The sequence below is a fragment of the Micromonospora sp. NBC_00860 genome (assembly GCF_045207375.1).
GTDB lineage: Bacteria > Actinomycetota > Actinomycetes > Mycobacteriales > Micromonosporaceae > Micromonospora > Micromonospora vinacea.
The window spans coordinates 2,216,800-2,242,623 of record NZ_CP108825.1 but is presented as its reverse complement, the minus strand read 5'-3'; the positions used below and the strand labels follow the sequence as shown (position 1 = coordinate 2,242,623).

General features: G+C 72.5%; 22 protein-coding genes. 9 read left to right on the top strand and 13 right to left on the bottom strand.

Translation table 11 applies throughout. The features are described from left to right. Nucleotides 1-85: 85 nt before the first annotated feature. On the top strand, nucleotides 86-1,288 hold the full coding sequence (locus OH804_RS10120; RefSeq protein WP_406064571.1) for an NAD(P)/FAD-dependent oxidoreductase: 1,203 nt from the start codon (nucleotides 86-88) through the stop codon (nucleotides 1,286-1,288). Continuing rightward, a complete protein-coding gene (locus OH804_RS10115; RefSeq protein WP_406064569.1) occupies nucleotides 1,285-2,193 on the top strand; it encodes an RNA polymerase sigma-70 factor in 909 nt (302 codons plus the stop codon). The genes OH804_RS10120 and OH804_RS10115 overlap by 4 nt, the downstream gene beginning before the upstream one ends. 16 nt (nucleotides 2,194-2,209) lie before the next feature. Here the strand turns inward: OH804_RS10115 and OH804_RS10110 are convergent, their stop codons facing one another. Further along, nucleotides 2,210-3,115, bottom strand: coding sequence for a LysR family transcriptional regulator (locus OH804_RS10110; RefSeq protein WP_406064567.1), 906 nt, complete (start codon nucleotides 3,113-3,115; stop codon nucleotides 2,210-2,212). A gap of 152 nt (nucleotides 3,116-3,267) precedes the next feature. On the opposite strand from OH804_RS10110, the gene OH804_RS10105 reads away from it, so the two are divergent. Continuing rightward, complete coding sequence (locus OH804_RS10105) at nucleotides 3,268-4,206, top strand: SDR family NAD(P)-dependent oxidoreductase (RefSeq protein WP_406064565.1); 939 nt, start codon at nucleotides 3,268-3,270, stop codon at nucleotides 4,204-4,206. Nucleotides 4,207-4,261: 55 nt separating this feature from the next. Here OH804_RS10105 and OH804_RS10100 read toward each other — a convergent pair whose 3' ends face one another. Then, a complete protein-coding gene (locus tag OH804_RS10100) occupies nucleotides 4,262-4,822 on the bottom strand; it encodes an NADPH-dependent FMN reductase (RefSeq protein WP_196923360.1) in 561 nt (186 codons plus the stop codon). A gap of 137 nt (nucleotides 4,823-4,959) precedes the next feature. Between OH804_RS10100 and OH804_RS10095 the strand changes: the two genes are divergently transcribed. Next, the gene (locus OH804_RS10095) at nucleotides 4,960-5,433 is read left to right on the top strand and encodes a MarR family winged helix-turn-helix transcriptional regulator (RefSeq protein WP_406064562.1); all 474 of its coding nucleotides are present in this window, start codon (nucleotides 4,960-4,962) and stop codon (nucleotides 5,431-5,433) included. A 34-nt stretch (nucleotides 5,434-5,467) separates the two neighbouring features. On the opposite strand, the gene OH804_RS10090 is transcribed toward OH804_RS10095, so the two are convergent. The 7 genes from OH804_RS10090 to OH804_RS10060 all read right to left on the bottom strand — a co-directional run bounded on the left by OH804_RS10090 (nucleotide 5,468) and on the right by OH804_RS10060 (nucleotide 13,339). Continuing rightward, nucleotides 5,468-5,968 carry a DUF1772 domain-containing protein gene (locus OH804_RS10090; RefSeq protein WP_196923362.1) on the bottom strand — a complete coding sequence of 167 codons (501 nt, stop codon included), beginning with the start codon at nucleotides 5,966-5,968 and terminating at the stop codon, nucleotides 5,468-5,470. A gap of 48 nt (nucleotides 5,969-6,016) precedes the next feature. Further along, complete coding sequence (locus tag OH804_RS10085) at nucleotides 6,017-7,864, bottom strand: IucA/IucC family protein (protein ID WP_406064560.1); 1,848 nt, start codon at nucleotides 7,862-7,864, stop codon at nucleotides 6,017-6,019. Then, nucleotides 7,861-8,469, bottom strand: a complete 609-nt coding sequence (locus OH804_RS10080) for a GNAT family N-acetyltransferase (protein ID WP_406064558.1) — start codon at nucleotides 8,467-8,469, stop codon at nucleotides 7,861-7,863. The genes OH804_RS10085 and OH804_RS10080 overlap by 4 nt, the downstream gene beginning before the upstream one ends. Further along, nucleotides 8,466-9,743 carry a lysine N(6)-hydroxylase/L-ornithine N(5)-oxygenase family protein gene (locus OH804_RS10075; RefSeq protein ID WP_406066494.1) on the bottom strand — a complete coding sequence of 426 codons (1,278 nt, stop codon included), beginning with the start codon at nucleotides 9,741-9,743 and terminating at the stop codon, nucleotides 8,466-8,468. The genes OH804_RS10080 and OH804_RS10075 overlap by 4 nt, the downstream gene beginning before the upstream one ends. A gap of 62 nt (nucleotides 9,744-9,805) precedes the next feature. Further along, complete coding sequence (locus OH804_RS10070) at nucleotides 9,806-11,344, bottom strand: aspartate aminotransferase family protein (protein WP_307788722.1); 1,539 nt, start codon at nucleotides 11,342-11,344, stop codon at nucleotides 9,806-9,808. A gap of 98 nt (nucleotides 11,345-11,442) precedes the next feature. Continuing rightward, nucleotides 11,443-12,303 carry a siderophore-interacting protein gene (locus tag OH804_RS10065; RefSeq protein ID WP_406064556.1) on the bottom strand — a complete coding sequence of 287 codons (861 nt, stop codon included), beginning with the start codon at nucleotides 12,301-12,303 and terminating at the stop codon, nucleotides 11,443-11,445. Nucleotides 12,304-12,307: 4 nt separating this feature from the next. Then, on the bottom strand, nucleotides 12,308-13,339 hold the full coding sequence (locus OH804_RS10060) for an ABC transporter substrate-binding protein (RefSeq protein WP_406064554.1): 1,032 nt from the start codon (nucleotides 13,337-13,339) through the stop codon (nucleotides 12,308-12,310). Between the two features lie 235 nt (nucleotides 13,340-13,574). On the opposite strand from OH804_RS10060, the gene OH804_RS10055 reads away from it, so the two are divergent. From OH804_RS10055 to OH804_RS10035, 5 genes are all read left to right on the top strand, one after another. Continuing rightward, nucleotides 13,575-14,522 carry a FecCD family ABC transporter permease gene (locus tag OH804_RS10055; RefSeq protein ID WP_406066492.1) on the top strand — a complete coding sequence of 316 codons (948 nt, stop codon included), beginning with the start codon at nucleotides 13,575-13,577 and terminating at the stop codon, nucleotides 14,520-14,522. Nucleotides 14,523-14,598: 76 nt separating this feature from the next. After that, nucleotides 14,599-15,627, top strand: coding sequence for a FecCD family ABC transporter permease (locus OH804_RS10050; RefSeq protein WP_406064552.1), 1,029 nt, complete (start codon nucleotides 14,599-14,601; stop codon nucleotides 15,625-15,627). 29 nt (nucleotides 15,628-15,656) lie between these two features. Continuing rightward, entirely contained in the window at nucleotides 15,657-16,481 is an 825-nt protein-coding gene (locus OH804_RS10045) for an ABC transporter ATP-binding protein (protein WP_406064550.1), read from the top strand. Further along, nucleotides 16,478-18,553, top strand: a complete 2,076-nt coding sequence (locus OH804_RS10040) for a penicillin acylase family protein (RefSeq protein WP_406064548.1) — start codon at nucleotides 16,478-16,480, stop codon at nucleotides 18,551-18,553. The genes OH804_RS10045 and OH804_RS10040 overlap by 4 nt, the downstream gene beginning before the upstream one ends. Continuing rightward, nucleotides 18,543-19,100, top strand: a complete 558-nt coding sequence (locus OH804_RS10035; RefSeq protein WP_406064546.1) for a GNAT family N-acetyltransferase — start codon at nucleotides 18,543-18,545, stop codon at nucleotides 19,098-19,100. The genes OH804_RS10040 and OH804_RS10035 overlap by 11 nt, the downstream gene beginning before the upstream one ends. Before the next feature lie 100 nt (nucleotides 19,101-19,200). Here OH804_RS10035 and OH804_RS10030 read toward each other — a convergent pair whose 3' ends face one another. From OH804_RS10030 to OH804_RS10015, 4 genes are all read right to left on the bottom strand, one after another. Beyond that, complete coding sequence (locus tag OH804_RS10030; protein ID WP_406064544.1) at nucleotides 19,201-22,914, bottom strand: S8 family serine peptidase; 3,714 nt, start codon at nucleotides 22,912-22,914, stop codon at nucleotides 19,201-19,203. Nucleotides 22,915-23,147: 233 nt separating this feature from the next. Then, complete coding sequence (locus tag OH804_RS10025; RefSeq protein ID WP_406064542.1) at nucleotides 23,148-23,756, bottom strand: bifunctional 4-hydroxy-2-oxoglutarate aldolase/2-dehydro-3-deoxy-phosphogluconate aldolase; 609 nt, start codon at nucleotides 23,754-23,756, stop codon at nucleotides 23,148-23,150. A gap of 67 nt (nucleotides 23,757-23,823) precedes the next feature. Beyond that, nucleotides 23,824-24,849 (bottom strand): sugar kinase, encoded by a 1,026-nt coding sequence (locus OH804_RS10020; protein WP_406064540.1) that lies wholly within the window; start codon nucleotides 24,847-24,849, stop codon nucleotides 23,824-23,826. A 94-nt stretch (nucleotides 24,850-24,943) separates the two neighbouring features. Next, on the bottom strand, nucleotides 24,944-25,807 hold the full coding sequence (locus tag OH804_RS10015) for a S1 family peptidase (RefSeq protein ID WP_406064538.1): 864 nt from the start codon (nucleotides 25,805-25,807) through the stop codon (nucleotides 24,944-24,946). Nucleotides 25,808-25,824 lie beyond the last annotated feature (17 nt).

Sequence of the window (25,824 nt, the reverse complement as noted above, 5' to 3'; positions counted from 1 at the left end):
GTGGCGGGCGTCACAGGGCCGCCATGTCACGAACCGACGAGCGGCACGCATCTCGTGGTCGTCACCCGATCAGAGAGGCGAAACAATGAGCACATCGCATCGACAGGTCCCGGCGGACACGCACCGCGTCCTGATCCTGGGCGCGGGCTACGCGGGCATGGCCGCGGCGACCCAGCTCGCGGCCCGGACCAGGCGGGCCGACGTGCAGGTGACAGTGGTCAACGCGCAGGAGCGATTCACCGAGCGTCTCCGGCTGCACATGACGGCGACCGGGCAGCGGCTCGCCGAGCTGAACATCAGTGAGCTGCTGGCCGCGACGGGTGCGCAGTTCGTGTGCGGCTGGGTGACGGCGGTGGACGCCCACGCGAAGACCGTCCGCGTCGACGACAGCCGGGTGCTGCGCTACGACACCCTGGTCTACGCGTTGGGCAGCGTGACGGACACGGCGGCGGTCCCGGGCGTCGAGGAGCACGCGTACGTCCTGGACAGTCCGAGCGGCGCGACCACCCTGGCGGACCGGCTGACCCGGCTCGGCACCGGCACTGTCGTCGTCGTCGGAAGCGGGTTGACCGGGGTCGAGGCGGCCGCGGAGATCGCGGAACGGCACCCGGAGGTCGCTGTCACGCTGGTGGGCCAGCAGGATCCGGGGGCGAGCATGAACCCGAAGGCCCGGGCGTACCTGCGGTCCGCGCTGACCCGCCTCGGCGTCCAGATGATCACGGGAACGGCGGTCACCAGGGTCCGGCCCGACGGGGTCGAGCTGGCCGGCGCGGAAACCGTGGCGGCCGACGTCGTCCTCTGGGCGGGAGGCACCCGGGTGGCGCCGTTGGCCGCCGCCGCCGGGTTGACCGTCGACGAACGCGGCCGTGTCGTCACCGACCCCGCGTTGCGGTCGGTGTCGCACCCCGAGGTGTACGCGATCGGCGATGCGGCCGCGATCCGGCAGGGCTACGGGATGCTGCACGGCACCTGCCAGAGCGGCATGCCGACCGGCGTGCACGCGGCGCTCTCGATCGCCCGCGTGCTGCGGGGTAGGCAACCCCGACCGTTCCGGTTCGGTTACTACCACAAGCCGGTGAGCCTGGGCCGAAACGATGCGGTCGTGCAGTTCACCCGCCCCGACGACAGCCCTCGCCGCGGGTATCTGACCGGGCGGGTGGCGGTCTGGTACAAGGAGACCGTGACCGCTTCACCCTGGCCGACCTACCGCCGCATGTCGCGGCTGCCCTCCTCCGGTGCGTTCTGGCCGCGCGGCGGCCGCTTCACCCGCCTGAGGGACGCCCGGTGACGCGCCCGCCGGACGCCGACGAGCAGGTGTTCCACAGTCATCGCAACCTGCTGTTCTCGGTCGCCTACCGGATCCTCGGCAGCGCGGCCGACGCCGAGGACGCGGTGCAGGACGCCTGGATCAGGTGGTCCTCGGCCGACCGCTCCCAGGTGGCCGACCCCAAGGCGTACCTCGCCCGCATCGTGTCGAACCTCGCGATGCAGCACCTGCGCTCGGCCCGGCATCACCGCGAAACCTATGTGGGGCCGTGGTTGCCCGAGCCCGTCCTGACCGATGCCGACGCCGTCACCGACGCCGAGTCGGTGTCGATGGCGATGCTGGTGGTGCTGGAGACGCTCAGCCCGCTCGAGCGTGCCGTGTTCGTCCTGCGGGAGGTCTTCGACTTCAGCCACGCGGAGATCGCGGTGGCGGTGGAACGCTCCGAGGCCGCGGTCCGCCAGACCGCCCGCCGTGCTCGCGAGCACGTGCGGGATCAGCGACCACGCTTCACGGCGGACCGATCGCAGCAGCGCGGGGTCACCGAGCGGTTCCTCGCCGCCTCGACCGGCGGCGACATCAACACCCTGCTGGAGCTGCTGTCCCCGGACGTCACGCTGTGGACGGACGGTGGCGGTAAGGTCCGCCAGGCCCTGCGTCCCATCAGGGGCGCCGAAAAGGTCGCCGCGTGGTTCGCGGCCATCAGCACCGTCCCCTACCAGGGCGTTGCGCCGCACGACATGCATGCCGCCCTGGTCGAGATCAACGGGGCGCCTGGGCTGGTGTTCAGCGGTGCGGGCCGGGTGGTCGCCACCCTCTCCTTCGACGTCGACGCGGGCGGCCGCATCACCACCATCCACAACGTCGCCAACCCCGACAAGCTGCGCGCCGTCGCCGACGGCGCCACCCACCACCTCGCGACGCGCTGAGCCGGGTGACGCACCGTCAGCCGGTGCTGGTGAGGTCGGTCGTCGCCGCGAGCTCCGTGACCACGTCCAGGAACCGGTGCAGCGCGGGTGCGGTGTTGCCCGCCAACCACACCATCTCGGTGTACGCGTAGGCGCCGGCCAACGGGACGAACACCACGCCGGTGCGGCGGAGGCTGGCCGCCGAGCAGGCGAGCCGGGTGACGCCGATCCCGGCGGCGACCAGGCCGAGGAGGCTCTGCACGGCGGCCTCCTCCTGGACGACTGTCGGTGCGAAGCCCGCCTCCCGGAACTGCTCCTCGTAGGCGCGGTGCCAGGGTTCCCAGGAGCTGCGCGGCGTCATGACCCACGGTTCGTTCGCCAGGTCGGCGAGCGTCAACTCGTCGCGCCCGGCGAGCGGGTGGCCCTCGGGCAGCACCGCGCAGACCGGTTCGGTCGTCAGTCTCCTGGACTCCAGGCCGGGAACCAGCGGGGTGCGGGTGAAGGCGACGTCGAACCGGCCGTCGAGGACGCCCTGGACCAGGGTGGCGATGCTGGTGGTCTCGGTGGCCAGGTGCAGGTCGGGGAGGTGGTGGCGGACCACCCGGACCACCGGGGGCAGCAGGTGGTTGGCGATGGTGGCCAGGAAGGCGAGCCGGAGAGTGCCGACCTCGCCCCGCTGGGCCCGTCCCACGACGGCGACGGCCTGCTCTGCGCGGTCGGTCACGGCGCGCGCCTCGGGCACGAACAGAGCGCCGATGTCGGTGAGGGTGGTGCCGCGGCTGTCGCGGTCGAACAGTTTCGCCCCGAGGGCGCGTTCCAGGGCGGTGATCTGCTGCGACAGCGACTGCTGGGCGATCATGAGGCGGGCGGCGGCCCGGGTGAAGCTCAGCTCCTCCGCGAGGACCAGGAAGTACCGCAGTTGTCGCAGCTCAGGCGTGGCCACAGCAACAGACTGTAGCCACGTCAGGAAGAGCGTGTTGGCCGTCCGCGCAGACCCCCGCGCACGATCGGTGCGGAGGGCGGTGCCGGCACACCGTACGCCTGTACGGCGAGCCGGCTCGGCCACGTGAGGACACACACCGAAGGAAGTCGATCATGTCGGAAACACGCGTCAGCACACCGTTCGACGCCCGTTCCACCGCCGCCGACGTCGTGGCCGGTGTCGACCTGACCGGGCAGCGCGCCGTCGTCACCGGCGCCTCGTCGGGCATCGGGGTGGAGACCGCCCGGGCGCTGGCCATGGCGGGCGCCGAGGTGACAGTGGCGGTACGGGACGTGCGGGCCGGGGAACGGACCGCGCGGGAGATCGGCACCGGGGCCCCGAACGGGCTGATCCGGGTCACGCCGTTGGACCTGTCCGACCAGCGGTCCGTCGCCGCCTTCGTGGCCGCGTGGGACGGCCCCCTGCACATCCTGGTCAACAACGCCGGGGTGTCGGCGACCCCCGAGATGCGCACCGCGCAGGGCTGGGAGTTGCAGTTCGCCACCAACCACCTCGGTCACTTCGCGCTCGCCAACGGGCTGTACCCGGCACTCGCCGGGGCCGGCCGGGCCCGCGTGGTGTCGCTGAGTTCCATCGCCCACGTTCAGGCCCCGATGGTCTTCGAGGACGTCAACTTCCGGGAACGCCCCTATGACCGTCTTCTCGCCTACGGCGAGTCGAAGACCGCCACGGCACTGTTCGCGGTGGAGGCGAACCGGCGTTGGGCCGGCGACGGCATCACCGTCAACGCGGCCAACCCGGGTGCGGTCACCACCAACCTGGGACGGCATCTCACCGAGGAGGACTACGCGAACCTTCCGGCGTACGACTTCAAGACCCCGCAGCAGGGGGCCGCGACCTCAGTGCTGCTCGCCGCGTGGCCGCAACTGGAGGGCATCGGCGGTCGGTACTTCGAGGATGGCGAGCAGGCGGTGCCCTACCGCCCCGAGACGCCGCTGCGAGGCGTCGCCGACCACGCGACCGACCCGGCCGCGGCTGCGCGACTGTGGCGGCTCTCGCTGGATCTGCTCGCCGACGCGCCGCGTGCCTGAACGCCCGGAAACGGCCGCGGGATTCCCCACGGCCGTTTCCGGAAGACGCTAAGGCTCAGCCCTTGCGCAGCGGCGCGAGCGCGGTGCTCCAGGCGACCACCTGGTCGAGCGTGGCGGTCAGCGAGTCCTGGTGGAACTGGTTGGGCTTGAAGACGCTGAAGTTCTCGAAGTCGGTGAAGAGCGACAGCGCGACCTGCGAGCGCACGTCGGCCATCTGCAGCTCACCGGAGATCAGACGCAGGTGTTCCACGGCGCGCGTCCCGCCGACCGAGCCGTAGCTGACGAAGCCGATGGCCTTGTTGTTCCACTCGGCGTAGAGGAAGTCGATGGCGTTCTTCAGGGCACCCGAGGTCGAGTGGTTGTACTCGGGGGTAACCATGATGAACCCGTCGAACGACGCGATCGTCTCGGCCCACCGCTTGGTGTGCGGCTGGCTGTACTGACCCATCGAGGGCGGGTACGCCTCGTCGAGGTGCGGCAGCTGGTAGTCGAGCAGGTCGATCAGCTCGTACTCCGCGTCGGAGCGCTGCTTGGCGATCTCGAGCACCCAGCGGGCGACGGCCTCGCCGTTACGCCCCGGGCGGGTGCTTCCGAGGATGATCCCGATCCTGGTCATGTGTGGCGCCTTTCAGAGGTCCTTGCCTGACGACGGGAACGCTAACCGGTGCTTGATTGGTCAAGCAAACATGTGGCCTATGGGCGTGGTCACACGGAGGGTAAGCACTTGCTCAGTCAAACAAGTATGATAAGAGGATGTCCAACCCCTCCGCAGAGACTCCGCAACCCCTCACCCCGGACGAGGAAGCCCTAGTCCGCGCCCTGGGCCAGGTGATGCACGTCCTGCCCCGCGCGATCGACGCGGACATGGTCGGTGACCGTCAGCTCCCGCTCACCGAGTACACAGCGCTGATGAACCTCTCCGAGGCGCCGGACCGGCGAATGCGCATGAACGAGCTCGCCGCGCTCTGCTACCTCTCCCTCAGCGGCATGACCCGTACGATCATCCGGCTGGAGACGCAGGGCCTGGTCCGGCGGGAACGGTGCGAGGAGGACGCGCGCGGCTGGAACGCCGTCCTCACCGACGCGGGCTACGCCCGCCTGCAGGAGTCCTGGCCCAGTCACCTGGCCGCCGTGCGCCGCCGGTTCCTCCAGCACTTCGAGGGCTTCGATCTTGCCCAGTTGGCCCGCGCGTTCCAGCAAGCCGGCACGGCAGACCCGACCGACTGAGCCAACGCAGGCCCGGCCGGTCGCCCATCCGGCCTCAGCCGAGCAGCCGGCCCTCGGCCAGCAGCGCCCACGCCAGCAACCCGAAGGCGCCGGTCGACGCGACGGCACGGACCACGTTGGCGCGTACCCAGGTGACCTCGAAGCGCGCCCGCAGCGACGCGAGGTCAGTGGCGTCGTCGACGTCGCCGGCGCCGGCCAGCACGTTGTTGAGCGGCACGTTGACCACCGCGGTGACGCCGAGCACCACCAGGTACAGCAACAGCCCGGCGACGATCCACGGCAGCACCGCCCGACGCTCGGCCCCCAGGTGCAGCGCCGCCGCCAGCAGCGTGAACAGCAGCGCGCCGCCGAAGCACACAGCGAACCATCCGTTGAGGATCGACTCGTTGATCCGCCGCATGGCGAGCACCAACGTCCGGTCGTCGGTGCGGGCCAGACCCGGCATGACCGCGTACGCGAAGGCGGCGAACAGCCCGGCGGTCAGACCGGTGGTGAGGGTGGCGGCGAACAGGCTGGCGGTACTCAGAACTCCCATCCGCCTATTGCACCCGTTGGCATGCGTACCAACCAAACGCGACGGCGGTCACCGGGCCGGAGCGTGGGCGGCGAGCGGGTTGGTGAGGGTGCCGACGAACTGGAGAGCCGCCGACGGGTCCGCCAGGTCGATCATCTGCTGGTTGTCGCGCAGTTGCAGCCGGTTGAGGCAGGACAGCGTGAACTCCGGGGCGAACAGGTCGTAGTGGCGGACCCGCTCGGCCAGGTGCGGCACCCGGTCGAAGTAGTCGGCGGCGCAGGCCGCGACAGTGCGCCAGAAGTCGTCCTCGGCGAACACACCGGCCTCGACCAGGACCGCGTTGAGGTGCCGCAGGAAGCAGTCCACCACGTCGGTGAAGATGCTCAGCAGCTTGGTGTCGTCGGGCACCTCGACGCGGATCCGCTCCACCGCCGCCGGCAGCTCGACCCTGTCGCTCATCACCGCGATCTCCTCGGCGATGTCCTTGAAGATCACCCGCTGGACGGTGTCCTGCTCGTCGAGGACCAGGATGACGTTCTCGCCGTGCGGCATGAAGGCCAGGTCGTGGGCGTAGAAGCTGTGCAGCAGCGGGGTCAGGTAGGCGTCCAGGTAGCGGCGCAGCCACACCTCGGGCGCCAGGCCGGACCGGGCGATCAGCGCCGCCGCCAGCGAGCCGCCCTCGTCGTCGACGTGCAGCAGCGCGGCCATGGTGGACAGTCGCTCCCCCGACGCGAGGTCGGGCACCGGGCTCTCCCGCCACAGGGCGGCCAACATCTTGCGGTACGGGGACGTGCGCTCGGTCGCCGCCTCGTACTGCCGGTGCCGGTAACCCACAGCGGCCCGTTCCCGGATGACGGTCAGGCCGGTGCCGGTCAGCACCTCGTCGGAGGCGATCAGCTCAGCCAGCCAGTCGTTGATCGCCGGGGTGGCCGCCATGTACGCCGCCGACAACCCCCGCATGAAGCCCATGTTCAGCACCGACAGGGCGGTCTTGACGTAGTGCCGCCCCGGCTCGCTGACGTTGAAGAAGGTGCGGATGGACTGCTGGGCGAGGTACACGTCCGGTCCGGAGCCGAGGTGCACCAGCCGCCGCTCGGCCAACTCGCCGGCGAAGGTGACCGCCAGCTTGTTCCACCACTGCCACGGGTGCGCCGGGATCAGGTGGTAGTCGGCGAGGTCCAGCCCGAGATCGGCCATCGTGGCCGCGAACCGGGCCCGGGTCTCGGCGTCCAGCTCGCCTTCGATGAGGGTGTCGTAGTCGAGGTCGGTGGCGCTGCTGAAGGTCGAGTGGTCCCGGTGCGCGGCCAGCCACTCCAGCCGCACCGGCGCGGCGGCCTCCGGGGCGTACCGGTGGTACTCGTCGACGCCGAAGCCGAGCCGGCCGTTGTTCGCCACGAAACAGGGGTGGCCCTCGGTCATCGAGGTCTCGATGGTCTGGAAGTCCGCCTCGGCCAGCTCGGCGGCGCTCGGCGCGGCCTGGGCCAGCTTGTACGCCGTACCCGCCAGCGTCGAGGTGATCTCCTCCAGGTAGACCGGGAGCACCCGCGCGGAGAGTCCGAGGGTGTCGCGCAGTTCGACGATGAGGTCCACCGCGTCCGGGGCCACTGACGTGCCGTCGCGGTGTCGGGTGATGCTGTCCGCGTCGATCTGCCAGTGCGCCAGGGCGAGCACCCGTGCCGCGAACCGGTAGGTGACAGTGCCGTCGTCGCTGCGGACCTCGTACCACTGCCGGTCGTCGGGGCCGGACACGGCTTCCGGGCTGAGCAGCCGCTCGTGGGTGAACTCGGAGAGCGCCTTGCGGACCAGCAGCCGGTTGGCCCGGGCCCAACGCTGCGGGGTGAGGTGCCCGACCGGGTCGCCCGAGGCGCTGTGCGCGGCGGCGACGGGCGGGTGGGTGGGGACGGCGGTGGTGGTCACGCCGGGGCTCCTTCGGTTCGGGTGGCGGCAGCGCGGTCGGCGGCGGCGCGGTCGGCGGCAGCCTGGAACTGGGCTCGGGTGCAGACGCTGAGCAGCGCGTCCTTCTCGGGCTTGGCGATCGGTCCGACGACGGTGAAGCCGACGGCGGCGTTCAGCGCGTGCACGGCGGTGTTGCGCACGTCCGGTTCGACCACCACCCGCCGGGTCGTCGGGTCGTCGAAGAGCCACGCCATGACGGTGCCGATCACCGCCCGGGTGAAGCCGTGCACCGGCGCGTCGACCGGCGCGCAGAGGAAGTGCATCCCCACGTCACCGGGCTGGTGGTCGTACAGGCCGACCAGCTCGACGTGGGCCGGGTCGTAGCGCTCCGCGAGGAAGGCGGGACTCCCCCGCCACAGGCCGAGGTACGCGTCGTGGTGCGGGTGCTCGGCGATGCGCCGGTACTCCTCGGCGACCTGGGCCGGGTCGGCGTCCTGCATCATCCAGAACGCCGCCTTCGGGTGGGTCACCCAGGTGTGCAGCAGCGCCGCGTCGACGTCCGGATCGAGCGGCCGCAGCGCGAACTCACCGAGCCCCTCGTCGACGCGTGTGAAGACGGTGGTCACGACGACACCCCGAACTCCTGGAAGGTGATGCTCTTCTCGATCGGGTAGTGCTCCCGGCCGAGCAGCTCACTGATGATCCAGGAGTTGCGGTAGGCGCCCATGCCCAGGTCCGGTGAGGTGATGCTGTGCGTGTGGGTGCCCGCGTTCTGCAGGAAGATGCCCCGCCCGCTGTGGTCGATGCTGTAGTTACGGGCCACATCGAAGCGGCCGTGCGCGTCCCAGCGGATCCGGTCTCGCACCGGCGCCAGGAACTCCGGCACCCGGTAGTGGTAGCCGGTGGCCAGCACCAACCCCTCGGTACGCAGGGCGAACTCGCGTTCCTGCTCCACCTGACGCAACCCCAGCGTGTACTGCCCGTCCTGGTGGTCGGCGCTGACCAGTTCGGTGTTGGTGAGCAGGCGGGTGTTCACCGGCCCGTCGACGCTGTGCGCGTAGAGCAGGTCGAAGATGTCGTTGATCAGGTCGGCGTTGATCCCCTTGAACAGGCCCTTCTGCTCGGACTCCAGCCGGTAGCGGGTCGCCTCGGGCAGCGCGTGGAAGTAGTCCACGTAGTCCGGTGAGGTCATCTCCAGCGTCAGCTTGGTGTATTCGAGCGGGAAGAACCGCGGCGACCGGGTCACCCAGTTGAGCTGGTAGCCGTACCGGTCGATGTCGCCGAGCAGGTCGTGGTAGATCTCGGCGGCGCTCTGCCCGCTGCCCACCACCGTGATGCTGCGCTTGGTGCGCAGCGCCGCACGGTGCTCCAGGTAGCGGGAGTTGTGCACGGCGTCGCCGGGCAGTTCGGCCACGGCCGGGGGCAGGTGCGGCGGGGTACCGGTGCCGAGCACCAGGTGCCGGGCCCGGTATTCCACAGTCTCCCCCGCGCCGGTGCTGGCCCGCACCACGTACCGCTCGTCGGCGCTGTCGTACTCCACAGTGGTCACGCTCTGGCCGAAGCGCAGGTTCGGCAGTTTCGCCGCCGCCCACCGGCAGTACGCGTCGTACTCGCTGCGCAGCGGGTAGAAGCTCTCCCGGATGTAGAACGGGTAGAGGCGGCCGATCTCCTTGAGGTAGTTGAGGAAGGAGTACGGCGAGGTCGGGTCGGCGAGGCTGACCAGGTCGGCGATGAACGGGGTCTGCAACCGGGCCGACTCCAGCAGCATGCCGGGGTGCCAGGCGAGGCTCGGCCGGGCCTCCAGGAACACCCCGTCGAGTTCGTCGATCGGCGCGGTGAGGCAGGCCAGGCCCAGGTTGTACGGGCCCAACCCGATGGCGATGAAGTCGTGGGTGGACATCGGGGTCTCCAGGCGCGGGTTCGTGGTCACCGGCGTCAGCCGACGGTGCAGGTTCATCGGCGTCAGCCGACGTGGCAGGTCAGGTCGGCCTCGACGTGGTCGTGCACGTACCGGCCGGCGTGGGTGGCGATCAGGTCGAGCACGTACCCGACGTCGTCGACGGTGGTGGCCGGGTTGAGCAGTGTGAACTTCAGGAAGTGCCGGCCGTCCACCCGGGTCCCGGCGACCACTGCGAGACCGGACGCCGCGAGGGCCTCCCGGGCGTGCAGGTTGGCGGCGTCGGCCAGCTCCCGGCCAGGGCCGGTGGGCAGGTAGCGGAACACCACGGTGCTCAGCTCGGAGCGCGTCACGACCTCGAAGCGCGGGTCCTCGCTGACCAGTTGCCAGGCGTCGGCGGCCCGGTCGACGACCTCGTCGAAGAGCCCGCCGAGCGCGTCCGGGCCCATCACGCGCAGGGTGAGCCAGAGCTTCAGCGCGTCGAAACGGCGGGTGGTCTGCAAGCTCTTGTCGACCTGGTTGGGGATGCGCTGCTCCACCATCCGGGCCGGGTTGAGGTAGTCGGCGTGGTAGGTGACGTGCCGCAGCGTCCCCCGGTCGCGGACCAGCAGCGCGCTGGAGCTGACCGGCTGGAAGAACGACTTGTGGAAGTCGACGGTCACCGAGTCGGCCCGCTCGATGCCGTCGAGCAGGTGCCGGCGCGTCGGCGAGACGAGCAGACCGCAGCCGTACGCGGCGTCCACGTGCAGCCAGACGCCGGCTGCCGCGCAGATCCCGGCCAGTTCGGTGAGCGGGTCGATCGAGCCGAAGTCGGTGGTGCCGGCGGTGCCGACGACGGCCATCACCACCAGCCCGGCCTGGCGGCACCGCACGATCTCCTCGCGGACGGCCGCCGCGCTGATCCGCCGGCGGGTGTCGGTGGCCACCGCGATCACCGCGTCCGGGGCGAGGCCGAGCAGTTTGGCCGACTTCTGCACGCTGAAGTGACCGGCGGCGGAGGTGATCACCCGCAGCCGGGGCAGCAGTTCGGCGCGCGCCGCCGGGCCGATGGCGTCGGCGCACGCCTCTTCCCGGGCCAGCAGCAGCGCCTGGAGGTTGGACTGGCTGCCGCCGCTGGTGAAGACGCCGTCGGCGCGGGGGCCGAGGCCGATCCGCTCGGCCGTCCAGTCGATCAGCCGGCGCTCGATGAGGGTGGCCCCGGCGCTCTGGTCCCAGGTGTCCAGCGAGGAGTTCACGGCGGTGAGCACCGCCTCACCGAGCAGTGCCGGGATGGCCACCGGGCAGTTCAGGTGGGCCAGGTAGCGGGGGTGGTGGAACCAGACGGCGTCGCGCAGGTAGACGTTCTCCAGCTCGTCCAGTGCGGCGCCGGCGTCGCCCAGCGGACGGTCCAGGTCCACCCGGTCGACCAGGGGGGCCAGCTCGGCCGGCGTGATCCCGGTCCCGGGGCGGTCCACCGTGGCTACTCGGCGGGCGACCCGGTCCACGCCGTCGGCGATCGTCCGGCGGTACTGCTCGACCGAGCCGCCGTGCAGCAGCTGGGCCCGCGCGGCGGTTGACGCCGGTGGCGGCGTGGTGGTCTCGACGGGGTACGTCGGCACGGTCACGGAATGTCCTTCCACGTTTTCGACGAGGGGCAGACGGAACCCTCCCCGGCGCGGCGGTGCGCCTCGGGGCAGTGCTGCCGGTCGGTTGGGGTCGTCAGTCAGGCGGTGGCGCCGGCCAGCGCCTCGGCACGCAGGTCCTCTTCGGACAGTCCACGTCGCCAGTAGCCGGCGAAGGTCACCCTCCGGCGGTCCAGACCACGCTCGTCGACGAGGTGCCGGCGCAGCGCCCGCACCACGCCGGACTCACCGGCGATCCAGGCGTACGGGGTGCCGCCGGTGGGGAACCGGGCGGCGCGAACGGAGCTGACCAGCAGGCCACTGCCGGGCGGGGTGCTGCCCCGCACGATCCACCTGATCTCGGCTTCGGCGTCGGTGGGCAGGTCGGTGATGTCGGCGGCGTCCGGCACCTCGATCCAGGCGCGGACGCGGGTGCCGGCAGGCAGCCAGGCCAGGATGCCCTCGACGGCCGGCAGCGCGGTCTCGTCGGCGGCGAGCAGCACCAGGTCCGTGCCGTCCGGCGGGCGGAAGCAGACGCTGCGGTTGTCGGGCACCGCCGGGCCGAGCAGCAACACCCGGTCGCCGGGACCGGCCAGGGACGCCCAGCGGGAGGCGGGGCCGGTGTCGCCGTGGCTGACGAAGTCGATGTCGACAGCGGTGTCAGCCGGGCGGTGCTGCCGGATGGTATACGAGCGCAGCACCGCGCGGACGTCCGCCGGCAGCGCCCGCCAGCCGCCGAACCAGTCCTCGCCCTGCTCGACCGGGACCACCGGGGCGTGCTGCCCCGGGTGCGGCAGGAACAGCGAGACGCTCTGGTCCCGGCCGCCGCCGGCGAAGTCGGCCAGTTCCGCGCCGCCGAAGGTGACCCGGATCAGCGAGGCGCCGACCCGGCGGGCCCGGACGACGTGCGCGGCGTAGAAGCGGTACTGCGAGGCGATCGGTGCGGCGGCGCTCGTACTCATGGCGTCAGCTGACCTTCTTCGCGTTCCGGATGGCGGTGGCGAGGTTCTCCAGCAGCGGCGCGGAGCCGGCGTACGAGAAGCGGGGTACCGCGTCCCACGGGCTCACCTGGTTGGCCTTGACCGCCGGCAGTTGCTGCCAGGTCGGCTTGGCGGTGAGGTCCTTGGCCTGCAACGCGGTGCTGCGGTTGTCCAGCAGGATCAAATCGGCCGGGAACTTGCCGGCGCTCTCCCAGCTCAGCGCCTCGAAGTAGTCGCCGGCTTCGAGCTTGGTGGGGATGACGATGTCGACGCCCAACTCGGCGAAGTACATCAGGTCGGTGCTGACCTTCGGATTGGAGACGTAGAAGAGGTCGGGGCTGCCGGAGCAGGCCATCACCTTGATCCCGGGGTTGGCCTTGACCGCCTGCCGGACCGCCTCGGCGGCGGCGTCGAAGCGGGCCTTTCCGTCGGTGACCTTCTTCGCGGAGAGGTCCGCGCCGAGCGATTCGGCCAGCGCCGCGTACCGCTCGATGGGCTTGGTCATCGGCACCCGGGCGGTGGTGATCGCCACACTGGGCGCCAGCGGGAGGATCTTGGCCTTGCTCTCGTCCGGCACGTACCAGAGCGCGTCCGGGTCGTACATGTGGGTGACCAGCAGTTCGGGGCGCAGCGCCGCGTACTTCTCCAGGCTGAACTCGCCCCACACGTTGCCGAGGATCTCGACGCCCTCGACGTTCAGGTCGCCGGCCTGCGGGTCGGCGGTGCCGTCGGCGCGCTTGGTCTCACCGAACACGCCCACGAGCTGCTTGTCGAGACCGAAATCGATCAGGGCCGCCGCCACTCCGGTGAAGGCCACCACGCGGGTCGGACGGGCTGCGGCCTCGACCTTCGTGCCGCGGTCGTCGGTGAACGACCAGGGGCCACTTCCGTTGCCGGCGGCGGGCTTCGCGGCGTCGTCCTTGCCGCAGGCGGCGAGCAGGGTGGCCAGCGTGGCAGCGCCACCGGCGGCCAGCAGGCCACGGCGGGAGAGGCGGCGGGCGGACAGGGCATCGGGCATGGTGTTGTCTTTCGATCAGGGGTTGGCCGGACTCGACCAGGGCAGCGGGGTTAGGTTAGCCTAACCTCGGTCATTGTCAACAGCGGTTCGCCGTGTCGCCACCACCCCGGAGCCCACGCTGGACGCCACACCCACCGTCACCCGACCGGCACCTTCCGTGCCGGTCAGGGAAACGGCGCCACCCCCGAGCCGGCGTGGCCGTCGGGCGGTCCGCGCCGCCGGCCTGGTCATCGCCGTGGCACTGCTCGCGGTGATCGTGGTGCTCAGCATCGCGGTCGGCGCGAAGGCCATGCCGCTCGCCGACGTCTGGTCCGGGTTACTGCATCGCGACGCCACCGAGTACGCCGTTGTGCACCGGATGCGCCTGCCCCGCACCCTGCTCGGGCTGCTCGCCGGCGCCGCCCTCGGTGTGGCGGGCGCGGTCATGCAGGCCCTCACCCGCAACCCGCTCGCCGACCCCGGGCTGCTCGGCATCAACGCCGGCGCGTCCGCGGCCGTCGCCACCGCCGCCTTCCTGGGCGTCACCGCCGCCGGTGGGTACGTCTGGTTCGCGCTGCTCGGCGCGGCGGCAGTGACCGCGCTCGTCTACGCCGTGGGCGGCGGACGCGGCGCCACCCCGGCCCGACTCGCGCTGGCCGGGGCGGCGCTCAACGCCACCCTCTACTCGTACGTGAGCGCGGTGATGCTGCTGGACACCGCGTCGCTGGAGCGGCTGCGTTTCTGGACGGTCGGCTCACTGGCCAGCGCGGACTCCGCGACGGTGACCCGCGTGCTGCCGTTCATCCTGGTCGGGCTGCTGGTCGCGCTCGGTGCCGCCCGCCCGCTGAACGCGCTCGCGCTCGGCGACGACGCAGCGCGAGCCCTCGGCGCTCGACCCGCACTCATCCGCGCCGCTGTGATCGTCGCGGTCACCCTGCTCTGCGGCGCGGCGACCGCCGCGTGCGGGCCGATCGTCTTCGTCGGGCTGCTGGTGCCGCACCTGGTCCGCGCCCTGACCGGCCCGGACCTGCGCTGGCTGCTTCCGTACTGCGCGGTGCTGGCGCCCGCGTTGCTGCTCGGCGCGGACGTGCTCGGCCGGGTGCTGGGCCGCCCCGGGGAACTCCAGGTCGGCATGGTGACCGCCGTGCTGGGCGGCCCGCTCTTCCTGTGGCTGGTCACCCGCCGACGGGTGGCGCAACCGTGAGCGAGCGGAGCGAGCGAACCGGCAGGCTCAGTGTTGTGGCGCGTCGCGCCAGCGCGCAGCGAAGCGGAGCGATGGCGTGACTGTTCTGCGTACTTCGTGGGGGTTGTCGTTGCGGTTCCGGGCCCGCGCGTTGGGCGTCGGGGTCGGTGCGGCGTTGCTCGCGGCCGGCTTCGGCCTGGTGGCCCTGGGCAGTGGTGACTACCCGATGGAGCCGGCGGACGTGCTGCGCACGCTGACCGGCGGCGGCAGTGTGGCGGAGCAGTTCATCGTGTTCGACCTGCGCCTGCCCCGGCTGGTCACCGCCCTGCTGGTCGGTGCGGCGTTGGCTCTCGCCGGCACGGTGTTCCAGTCGCTGGTGCGCAACCCGTTGGGCAGCCCGGACATCCTGGGCTTCACCCAGGGCGCGTCGACCGGGGCGCTGGTGGTGGTCGTTCTCGGCGGCAGCAGCCTGGCGTTGGCCGGCGCGGCGGTCGTCGGTGGTCTCGGCACCGGTCTGGTGATCTACGCGCTCGCCTGGCGACGCGGAGTGCACGGTTTCCGGCTCATCCTGGTCGGCATCGGGGTGGCCGCGATCCTGACCGGTGTCAACGGCTACCTGTTGACCCGGGCGCCCCTGATGGACGCCGCCCGCGCGGTGCTCTGGCTCACCGGCAGCCTGGACGGGCGGGGTTGGGCGAACGCCGGGCCGCTGCTCGCCGTCCTGGTCGTGCTGGCACCGCTGGTGCTCGTCGGCTGCGCCCCGGCGCTGCGGATGATGGAGCTGGGCGACGACGCGGCCAGCGCCCTGGGCGTGCCGGTACGCCGGCTGCGCCTGGTGCTGCTCGCCGCCGCCGTGCTGCTGGTCTCGTTCGCGGCGGCCGCGGCCGGGCCGGTGTCCTTCGTGGCGCTCGTCGCCCCGCACGTGGCGAAACGACTGACCCGGGCCCCGGGCCCGAACCTGCTGCCGTCGATGGCCGTCGGCGCGGCGCTGCTGGTCGGGGCCGACCTGGTGGCGCAGCGCGCGTTCGCCGGGCACCAACTGCCGGTCGGCGTGGTGACTGGCGTGATCGGCGGCGGTTACCTGGTCTGGCTGCTGGCGATGGAACGCCGGGCGGGCCGGCTGTGAACACCCGTGACGCCCTCGAAGGAGCACTTATGCGACCCGGCGATTCCCGGCTCGGCGGCACCGCGCTGACCCTCGCCTACGACCAGCGCACCATCGCCGAGAACCTGACAGTGGCGGTGCCCGACAAATCCTTCACGGTGATCATCGGACCGAACGCGTGCGGCAAGTCGACGCTGCTGCGCGCACTGTCCCGGATGCTGCGGCCCAGCGCCGGTGCGGTGCTGCTGGACGGACGGGACATTCACGACCTGCCGGCCCGCACTGTGGCCCGTACGCTCGGCCTGCTACCCCAGTCGTCGATCGCGCCGGACGGCATCAGCGTCGCCGAGCTGGTCGCCCGGGGACGCTACCCCCACCAGGGGTTGCTGCGGCAGTGGTCACGCGAGGACGAACGGGTGGTCGAGGAGTCGATGGTCGCGACCGGTGTCGACGACCTCGCCGACCGGGCGGTGGACGAGCTGTCCGGCGGGCAGCGGCAGCGAGTCTGGATCGCCATGGCGCTCGCCCAGCAGACGCCCCTGCTGCTGCTCGACGAGCCGACCACGTACCTCGACATCGCCCACCAGATCGAGATCCTGGACCTCTGCGCCCGGCTGCACGAGGAGCAGGGCCGCACCCTTGTCGCGGTGCTGCACGACCTGAACCACGCGGCCCGCTACGCCACCCACCTGATCGCCATGCGCGACGGACGCGTGGTGGCCGCCGGGGAGCCGGCGTCGGTGGTCACCGCCGACCTGGTGGCGAAGGTGTTCGGGCTGCCCTGCCGGGTGATCGACGACCCGGAGACGGGCACCCCGCTGGTAGTCCCCGCGGCCCGACGCCGCACCACCACCCTGGCCCCGGAGCCGGCGTGAGCGAGCAGAGCGGCAAGCACAGTGCCCGGCGTTTCCGTGACCCGTGGGGGGTGCCGCACCTGCGGGCCGACGACCCGCTCACGCTGGCGGCGGCGCAGGGTCGGGTGACCGCGTACGACCGGGCCTGGCAGATCGAGGTGGAACGGCACCGCGCCCGAGGCACCAGCGCGGCGTTCCTCGGCCCGGACGCGCTCGGCTGGGACCGGTTCGTCCGGCAGGTCCGGCTCGACGACACCGCACGCCGCTGCCACGCGGCGCTGGACCCGGCGACCGCCGAGTGGGTGGGCGCCTACGTGGACGGCGTCAACGCCGGTCTCGCCGCCGGGGCGGCCCGCTCACCGGAGTTCGCCGCCACCGGGCTGCGCCCGGGTCGGTGGGAGCCGTGGACACCCCTGGCGGTCTGGCTGGGCCACCACATTCTGTTCGCGGGGTTCCCCGGCAAGCTCTGGCGCGAGCACGTGGCGCAGCGGCTCGGGCCGGACGCGGTCGACCTGTTCGCCACCGACGGGCCGGCCGTGGCCGGCAGCAACGGGTGGCTGCTCGCCGCCGAGCGCACCGGCACCGGGGCCGCGCTGCTCGCCGGTGACCCGCACCGGTTCATCGAGGATCCCGGCGTCTACCAGCAGATCCGGCTGGCCTGCCCGGAGTACGACGTGGTCGGGCTGGCGGTGCCGGGTGTGCCGGGCATCGCGCACTTCGGGCACACCGGTCCGGTGGCCTGGGCGATCACCAACGCGATGGCCGACTACCAGGACGTGTACGCGGAGCGGCTGCGCCGCGACGGCTCCCGGGTGCAGGCGCTCGGCCCGGACGGCTGGCAACCGGCGCACCGCCACGTCGAGACGATCGAGGTGGCCGGGGCCGACCCGGTCGAGGTCGAGGTGGTGGAGACCGACCGTGGTCCGGTGATCGCCGGTGGGCCGGACGACGAGACGGCCGTCAGCCTGCGCTACCCGCCCCGGGTCCGGGGTGACCTCGGTTTCGCGACGCTGCCGGAGCTGTTGCGCGCCCGTACCGTTGCCGATGTGGACCACGCGCTGCGGCACTGGGTGGAGCCGGTCAACGTGGTGCAGGCGGCGGACACCGCCGGAGGGCTGCTGCACCGGGTCGCCGGGGCGGTCCCGGTACGGCACCCGGAGAACGGCCGGCGGGTGGTCCCCGGATGGGACGCCACGTACGGGTGGCAGGGCTGGCACGCGCCGATGCCCCGCGCCGAGGTGGTCGGTCGGGCGGTGATGGCCAACGAGCGCGGGCTGGCGGCGCCGCTCGGGGTGGAGTTCGCCCCACCGCACCGGGCGCATCGCATCGCCGAGCTGCTCGACGCCCGGTCGGCCTGGACGGCCGACGAGCTGGCCACTGTGCACACCGACACGTACCTGGGCGCGGCCGGGCCGCTGCTGAGCGTGCTGGAAGGTGTGACCGGGCTCGGCCCGGCCGCCGCCGCGCTGCGTGAACGGCTGCTGCGCTGGGATCGCCGGATGGCCGCCGACAGCACGGACGCGGCGACCTACGCCATCCTGCGGGCGGCTGTCGTACGCCGGTTCGCCTCCCACCCGGCGCTGGCCGCGCTGACCGAGCTGCCCGCGTACCCGGAGGTGTTCGCGCCCTGGCTGGCGCTGACGCCGCGGGTCGGTCACGCGCTGGAGCACCTGCTCGGCGCGACCCCGCTGCCCGGTGTGGACGTCACCGCGCTGGTACGCGCGGCGGCCGAGGAGGTCGGCGACGCGGCGGCCGAGCCGGCGCCCTGGGGGGACCTGCACCGGTTGGCGCCGTGGCGGGCCCTGCCCGGCCCGGACGCCGGGCCCGGCCCCCGGCTCGACGGTGACCACGACTGCGTGTTGGCCACCTCCAGCGTGCCCGGGGTGACCCACTGGTGCTTCCGGGGGCCGGCGGCGCGCTTCGTCTGGGACCTGGCCCGCCGCGCGGACAGCCGTTGGGTGGTCCCCCTGGGCGCCTGCGGGGTGCCCGGTGACCCGCACCACGACGACCAGAGCCCCGCCTGGCTGGCCGGGGACCTGCTACCGGTGGTGACGGACTGGGACCGCCTCGTTGAGGAGCCGAGTGAACACTGATCAGCAGCTCTACCGCGGCGACGTCACCGGGTTCGGGGTGGTCACCATCCGCGCCGTGCGACCGGACCAGGACATCGACCTGTTGCACGGGTGGGTCACCCAGGATCGGGCTAGGTTCTGGGGGATGCGGGAGGCGAGCCGCGAACGGGTGCGTGAGATCTACGCGTACCTGGACTCGCTGAGCACCCATCACGCGTACCTGGTGCACCGTGACGGCGTGCCGGTCGCGCTGGCCCAGACCTACCAGCCCGAGGCCGACCCGGTCGGCGAGTGCTACCACGTACGCCCCGGTGACATCGGCGTCCACCTGCTCATCGGGCCACCGGTGACGGCCGAGCGGGGGTTCACCGGTGCGCTGTTCGGCGCGATCCTCGACTTCGTCCTCGCCGATCCGCGGCGGCTGCGGGTTCTGATGGAGCCCGACGCCCGCAACGCCCGGGCCGTCGACCGGTTGCTGCGCACCGGGTTTCGGCTCGGGCCGCTGATCGACCTGCCGGAGAAGCGGGCCCGCCTGCTCTTCCTCGACCGACAGGCGACGACGGGCTGACGGCCGGCACGGCACCGAGCGCCAACGGCTGACGCTTGGCACGGCGCCGGCCGCCGCCGGGGTACGGGAGGCACCCCGGCGGCGGCCGGGCCCAGTGGCGTCAGCGCAGGCCGAACGCCCGGGTGATGTGCTGGCTCACTGTGTTGCCGGCGGTGTCCCGCGCGGTGGTGCGCAGGCTCACGAAGCTGGCCTTCGCGGGTGCGGCCAACGAGGTACGCCAGCCGTCGCCGTGCCGGGTCAGCCGCTGCTTCTGCCAGGTCGCCCCGTCGTCGTAGGACACCTCGACGCTCACCGCGCCGATCGTGCCGGTGACGTCGGGCAGGTGGGAGGCGACAACTGTCAGCGGTGCCCGCCGCGACGCCTTGCCGGCGGAGTCGATGGCCACCTGGTAGTCCAGCTGGATCATCGGCAGCACCTCGGTCGACTCCTCCCCGGTGACCGCCGAGTGGAAGCCCCACTCGGTGCGGGTCTGCCGGGAGTACGGGTTGGTCCAGGCGGCCCGGTCGTTCTCCACCACCAGCCGGTACGGCAGACGCTGAGACGCCAGCCCGGAGACCTGGAGGTACTCGGCGTTACCCCAGTCCAGCTCCCGGTCACCCTGGTAGAGCGTGGTCCGGTTGACCATGTCGTAGTTCGCGTACGCCTCACCGATGTGGCCGCCCCCGTCGCCCCACCCGGGCGCGGGCAGGTAGACAGTGTCCAGGTACCGGACCGGCACGTAGTTGCCGCCCATCCGGGGTCGCTGGATCGGCCCGAACCAGGTGACGGCGCTCGGCTTGCCAGCCGGGTACGTGGTCACCGCCATCAGGTGCTGACCGGTCTCGCCGGCGATGAACGCGTCGTCGATCCACCGCTGGTCGGCGCTCACCCAGTCGGTGCGCCGGCCCTGGGCCTGGGCCGGCTCCTGGTTGCTCGACGCCCAGCCGCGCCAGACGTCGGTGCGGAACTCCAGCGCCTTGCCCTGCCGGTAGTTGCGGAACTCCACGTCGACCCGGGCCAACTGCCGCTTCGTGGGCCGGTAGGTGGGGTCGGCCGGCACCGTGCCGGTCCAGTGGTGCGCCACGTCGTACAGGTAGCTGGTCTCCGGGTGCGACTCGACGGTGAGCCGCACCGCGCCGCGCTCCAGCGCGGCGATGAGCTGCCCACCCTCGTCGGCGCCGAGGGTCGCCACCGTCACCGGGGCCGGGCTCTCCGGGCTCCACGCCGCCTCGTCCCACGGCTGGAGCCGACCGACGCCGTCGTTCACCACGAGCAGCAGCTTCGCCCCGGCCGCCGCGGCGGCCTGCGCCTGGGTGGCGATGTCCACGCTGTCACTGCGCCGCACCACCACGGCCCGGTCCCGGACCGGCCGCTTGGCCAGCCCCGCCGCCGACGCGTCGGCGACGTAGACCGCGTCCAGTTGGCGACGACCGGCCGGCAACGCCGGGGTCGCCCGCTTCACCAGCAGATCGTCGTACGAGTGTCCGCCCGCCGAGACGGTCAGGGCCGGCTGCTCCAGCCGCCACCGGGCGCCGAACTCGAACTCGCCGTCGGTCACCGGACGGCTCGTCGGCAACGCCCACATGCTGTCGTACGAGTCGTCGGGCAGCACCTGACTCTCGGTGAGACCGTTCTTGGTGGACCGGTGGATGTCCATCCGCAACGCGCTGGCGGTGGCCTCCTGCGGCACCCGGGCCTGCACCTGTCGGGCGGCCCGCGCGTCCAGTGTGACGGTGCGGTCGCGGTCCAGGTTCACGTCGGTGAAGCTGAGCATCGCCATGCCCTTGGAGTGCGGCCCGTGGGCGCCGCGCACGTCCGCGGAGATCCAACCGTTCCAGCTCGCCACCGGCAGCCGCAGCGTGGCGGTGCCGCTCTCGGGCAGGTCCACCGCGGTGAACAGGGTGTCGGTGGTGAGGATGACCTTGCCGACGAGCGGCTTGCCGTCCCGGTCCTTGGCGACCAGCGTCAGGTTCTGCCGCTGACCCTCCTTGCCGGCGCCGATCAGGGTGCGGCCGCGCACCGCACCGGCGTCGTCGGTGGCGACGATCATGCCGCTGACCTGCTTCTCCACCGGCAGTTTGTCGTACGCGGCGGTCACCGTCACGGTGGCGGTGCCACCCGCCGGGACGGTAACCCGGTCGGCGGAGAGCGCGAACAGGCCGGCCGGCGCGGTGGCCGCGTCGAGGGCCAGCTTCAGCGCCACCGGCGTGCTGCCGACGTTGGTGTAGGTGACCGTACGGTCGACGGTCGTGCCCGGCTGCTGCGGCCACGCCTGGAAGCCGGAGTAGGCGCTCGGGGTGGCGAAGACGGTGGCGTGCGCGGCGGCGACCGCGTCGACCCGGCCGGCACCCGCCTGGTACGGGGTGTACTCGGGGGTGGCCTTGACCGTGCTGACCAGCGCTTCCTTGATCCGCTGACCGGTCCAGTCCGGGTGCGCGGCGGCGACCAGCGCGGCCGTGCCAGCCACGTGCGGGGTGGCCATCGAGGTGCCGCTCATCAGCGTGTAGTCGCCGGAGCCGCCCCGCACGAAGTGGGAGCGGGCCGCCAGGATGTCCACGCCCGGGGCGGTGATCTCGGGCTTGAGCCCGCCGTCGCCGGCACGCGGCCCCTGGCTGGAGAAGTCGGCGAGGTGGTCGGTGTTGTCGACGGCGCCCACGGTGAGCGCGGAGTTGGCGGCACCCGGGCTGCCGATGCTGGCCGGGCCACTGTTGCCGGCGGCGATCACGAAGAGGGCGCCGGTCTCGGCGCTGAGTCGCTCGACCGCCTGGCTCATCGGGTCGCTGCCGTCGGTGGCCTCACCGCCCAGGCTCATGCTGACCACCCGGGCCTTCTGCTCGCGGGCCGCCCACTCCATGCCGGCGATGATCCACGAGTTCTGTCCGCTGCCCTCGCTGTTGAGCACCTTGCCGATGTGCAGCCGGGCGCCGGGGGCAACTCCCCGCTCGGCGCCACCGGACGCGGCGCCGGTGCCGGCGATCGTCGAGGCGACGTGCGTGCCGTGGCCCTTGTAGTCGAGGATGTCGGGCTCCTCGGGCACGAAGCTGCTGGACTCGGCGATCTGGCCGACGAGGTCCGGGTGTTCGGCGTCCGCACCGGAGTCGAGCACCGCGACGTCGACACCGCTGGCGGTGTTGCCCTCGGCCCACAGCTTCGGCGCGCCGATCTGCGCGGTGGACTCGGCCAGGTCCGCGTGCACCCGGCCGTCCAGCCAGACCTTCGCGATGCCGTTGGCCAGGGTCGGGGCGGCACCCGTACGCCGGGTCGAACCGGCGGTGAGCGCGGTCCAGAACCGGTCGGCGGCGGTGCGCTGGCGGGTCAGCGCCGCGCCCTGCACGCTGTCCAACTGTCGGACCAGTTCGGCGCCGTCCACCGCGGGACGGGTGCGGTTGCGGGCCGCCGCGTCGGTCATCGTCACGATCAGCGGAAGCGCGTCGGTGTGCGCGTCGTCGTAGCCGTCGGCGATGAGGTCGGTGACGTTGAACAGTTGCCGGTCCAGCACCCCGCTGGTCACATACGACAGGGCCACGTCCGGGTAGACGTAGGTGTCGCCGTCGCGCACGGTGCGGTGGAAGCTCGGGGTGCTGCCGTCCGGCCGGCGCACTGTCGACACCGTGCTGCCGTCCGCCGCAGTGGTGACAGTGACCGTGTCACCGGTGATCAGGGTGACGGTGGACGCGCGTCCGGCGGCGGCCGGGGGTTGGCCCGCCGGGCGGCCGGGATTGTTCGGCGGGGCGGCGGCCGCTCCCGCGCCGGGTGGGGTGAACCCGGCCGCCAGGGTGAGGGCGGCACCGAGGGCGATCAGCCCGGATCGGCGGCGCCGGTGAGACAGAGTCACGATGACCTCTTTGTGTCGAGAAGTGGTACGCACCACAGCATCGACGTAAAGCCCACCCCCACCGCGCCCCGCACCCCGACGCGTTTACGCCATGGCGCAACCCCGCCACGCGTGCCCGACGTTGCGTCCCACCACCCGCGTCGATCTTGCACTTACGGTCACCGATGTGCCCCGATTCGCGACCTTCGTCGGGACAGAAAACGCAAGATCGCGGCTGGGGGGGGCTTCGGGGGCTAGAGGGAGGAGCGGGTCAGCTTGGCGAGGGCGTCGAGTTGGGTGGGGTCGGAGAGGGCGGAGCCGACGGCCACCACGCGTACGCCCGCTTGCAGGAACGCGCCCGCGTTGCCCGCGTCGAGGCCGCCGGTGGCGACGAAGCGCAACTGCGGCAGCGGGCCGGCCACGGCCTTGAACCAGGCCGGGCCGAGGGAGATCGCGGGGAACGCCTTGAGCCAGGTGAGGCCGTGCCGCAACGCCTGCTGGGCCTCGGTGGGGGTGGCCACGCCGGGCAGGTGCGGCAGGCCACGCGCGGCGGCGGCGTCGGCGACCGCGAGGTCCAGGCCGGGCGCGACGGTGAACCGGGCGCCCGCGTCGGCCGCCGCGGCGACCTGTTCGACGTCGAGCACGGTGCCGGCACCGACGATCCGGTCGCGCTCGGCCCCCGCCTCGACGGCGGCCCGCAGCGCCGGCACCGCGTCGGCGGTGGCCACCGGAACCTCCACCACGTCGATGCCGAGATTCCAGGCACGCTCGGCGAGCCGAACGGTCTCGGCGACCGGCAGGCCGCGCAGGATCGCCATCACCCGGGCGCCGCCGAAGATGTGGTCGAAGTCCGGTGTGGTCATGGTGCACTCCATCCGAGGTCGCGTTGGGACTGTTGCTGCTGGTCGGGTCGCCACCCGGCGGCCCGACTCAGGTCGTCGCCGCCAGGTCGGTCAGGTCCAGCGGGGACCAGGCGTCGGCGGGGGCGTCGACGAGTTTCTCGAACCAGGCCCACGGCGGGACCGGGGCGTTGTCGCCGCTGCTGGTCAACGCCTGGGCCGCGACGAGGTGACCGAGGCGCAACCGCCGCGTTGGGTCGAGGTCGCGCAGCAGCCCGGCCAGGTAGCCGGCGGCGAAGGCGTCTCCGGCGCCGACCGGCTCCACCACCGTCACCCGGGGCGCGGGCACGAAGACCGGTTCGGCGTCGCGGACCAGCGCGGTGGCGCCCACCGCGCCGTCCTTGACCACCACCGTCTCCGGGTCGGGCAACAGCTCGCGTACGGCCGTCGGGTCGGTGGTGCCCCAGAGGGTCTCCGCCTCGTCCTGCCCAACGAAGACGAGGTCGCAGCGGTTGGCGAGGTCGCGCAGCACCGGCGCGGCCTGCTCGGCGGACCACAGCCGGGCCCGGTGGTTGACGTCGAAACTGACCAGCGACCCCCCCAGCGGCCGGTCGGTCACCGCGTGCTCGACCAGCGCGCGGCAGGAGGCGGACAGCGCCGGGGTGATTCCGGACAGGTGCAGCACCCGGGCACCGGCCAGCGCCGGGTCGGCCAGCGTGGCGGGGTCCATCCGGGCGGCCGCCGACCCGGCCCGGTAGTAGTGCACGGCGGTCCCCTCCGGGCCGGGGTCCTTGACGTACAGGCCGGTGGGGGCGGTCGGGTCCACGCACACCTGGTCGACGCGGACGCCGGCGGCGGCAACGTGTCGGATGACGGCCCGACCGAAGGGGTCGTCGCCGACCCGGCTCACCCAACTCGTCCGGTGTCCCAGGCGGGCCAGGTAACCGGCCACGTTGGACTCGGCGCCACCGACCGACACGGCGACCCGCTCGGCGTGCTCCAACGGCTCACCCGGCGCGGGGCAGAGCACCACCATCGTCTCCCCCACCGCGGCCACCTCGACCGATGGAAGGCCGGCCGGGACGCTCGCCTGGTCCGGTCGGGAGTCGGTCGGCATCGGGCACACGTCCTCGCGGCGGGGGTCCTGGGCGTCGCCGAGCCTAGGTGTCCCGCGCGGGACGGGCAACCCGTCGTACGTCACACCTCCACGCTCAGGGCAACGTCAGCCCGTACGCGGCCAGCACCTCCGCGATCGGCTGGTAGTAGGTGGTGCCGCCGGCGGTGCAGTTACCGGTGCCGCCGGAGAGGATGCCGAGGATGGTGCCGGTGGAGGCCACGTAGAGCGGGCCGCCACTGTCCCCCGGCTCGGCGCAGATGTTGGTGCGGATCAGGCCGTAGATCACGCCGGTGGCGTAGTTGACGGTCTGGTTGAGACCGGTGACGGTGCCGCAGCGCACCCCGGTGGTGCTGCCGCTGCGGCACACGGCCTGACCGATGTACGCGTTGCCGGGGCCGTTGATGGTCAGCAGGCCGGGATAGGTGTAGACAGCGCTCGGGTGGGCGATCCGCCCGGTGTAGCGGATCAGCCCGTAGTCGTTCGTGGGGTAGCTGGTGGCGGTGCGGGTGCCGAGCACGGTGGTCTGGGCGCTGTCGGTGTACCAGGTGGTGGCGGCGGCGGTGCAGTGCCCGGCGGTGATCACGTAGTAGGTGCTGCCGCTGCGCGCGTTCGCGCCGAGCGAGCAGCGCGCGCCACCGCCGCCGTAGATGCCCTGTCCGCCTGCGATCAGGGGGCGCAACGTTCCGGGTTCGCGGCGCAGCAGCACGCCGGCCCGGTCGGTCACCGCCCGCAGTGCGGCCAGCTCGCTGGGGGCCACGTTGTCGTCGACGGTGAGGGTCATCCGGCCGGTGGCGGGGTCGAGTCCCCAGGCGGTGCCCGGGGTGCGTACCCCGGTCAGCGTGGCCGCCGTGTCGGCGGCGGGCGCGGCGGCCCGGTCGGGGACGGCGGCCTGCGCCGCGCCGGGCGCGACGAGCAGCAGGATGGTCAGGACGAGGGCGGCCAGCGGGGAGCGGCGCATCCGAACCTCCGAAGAGA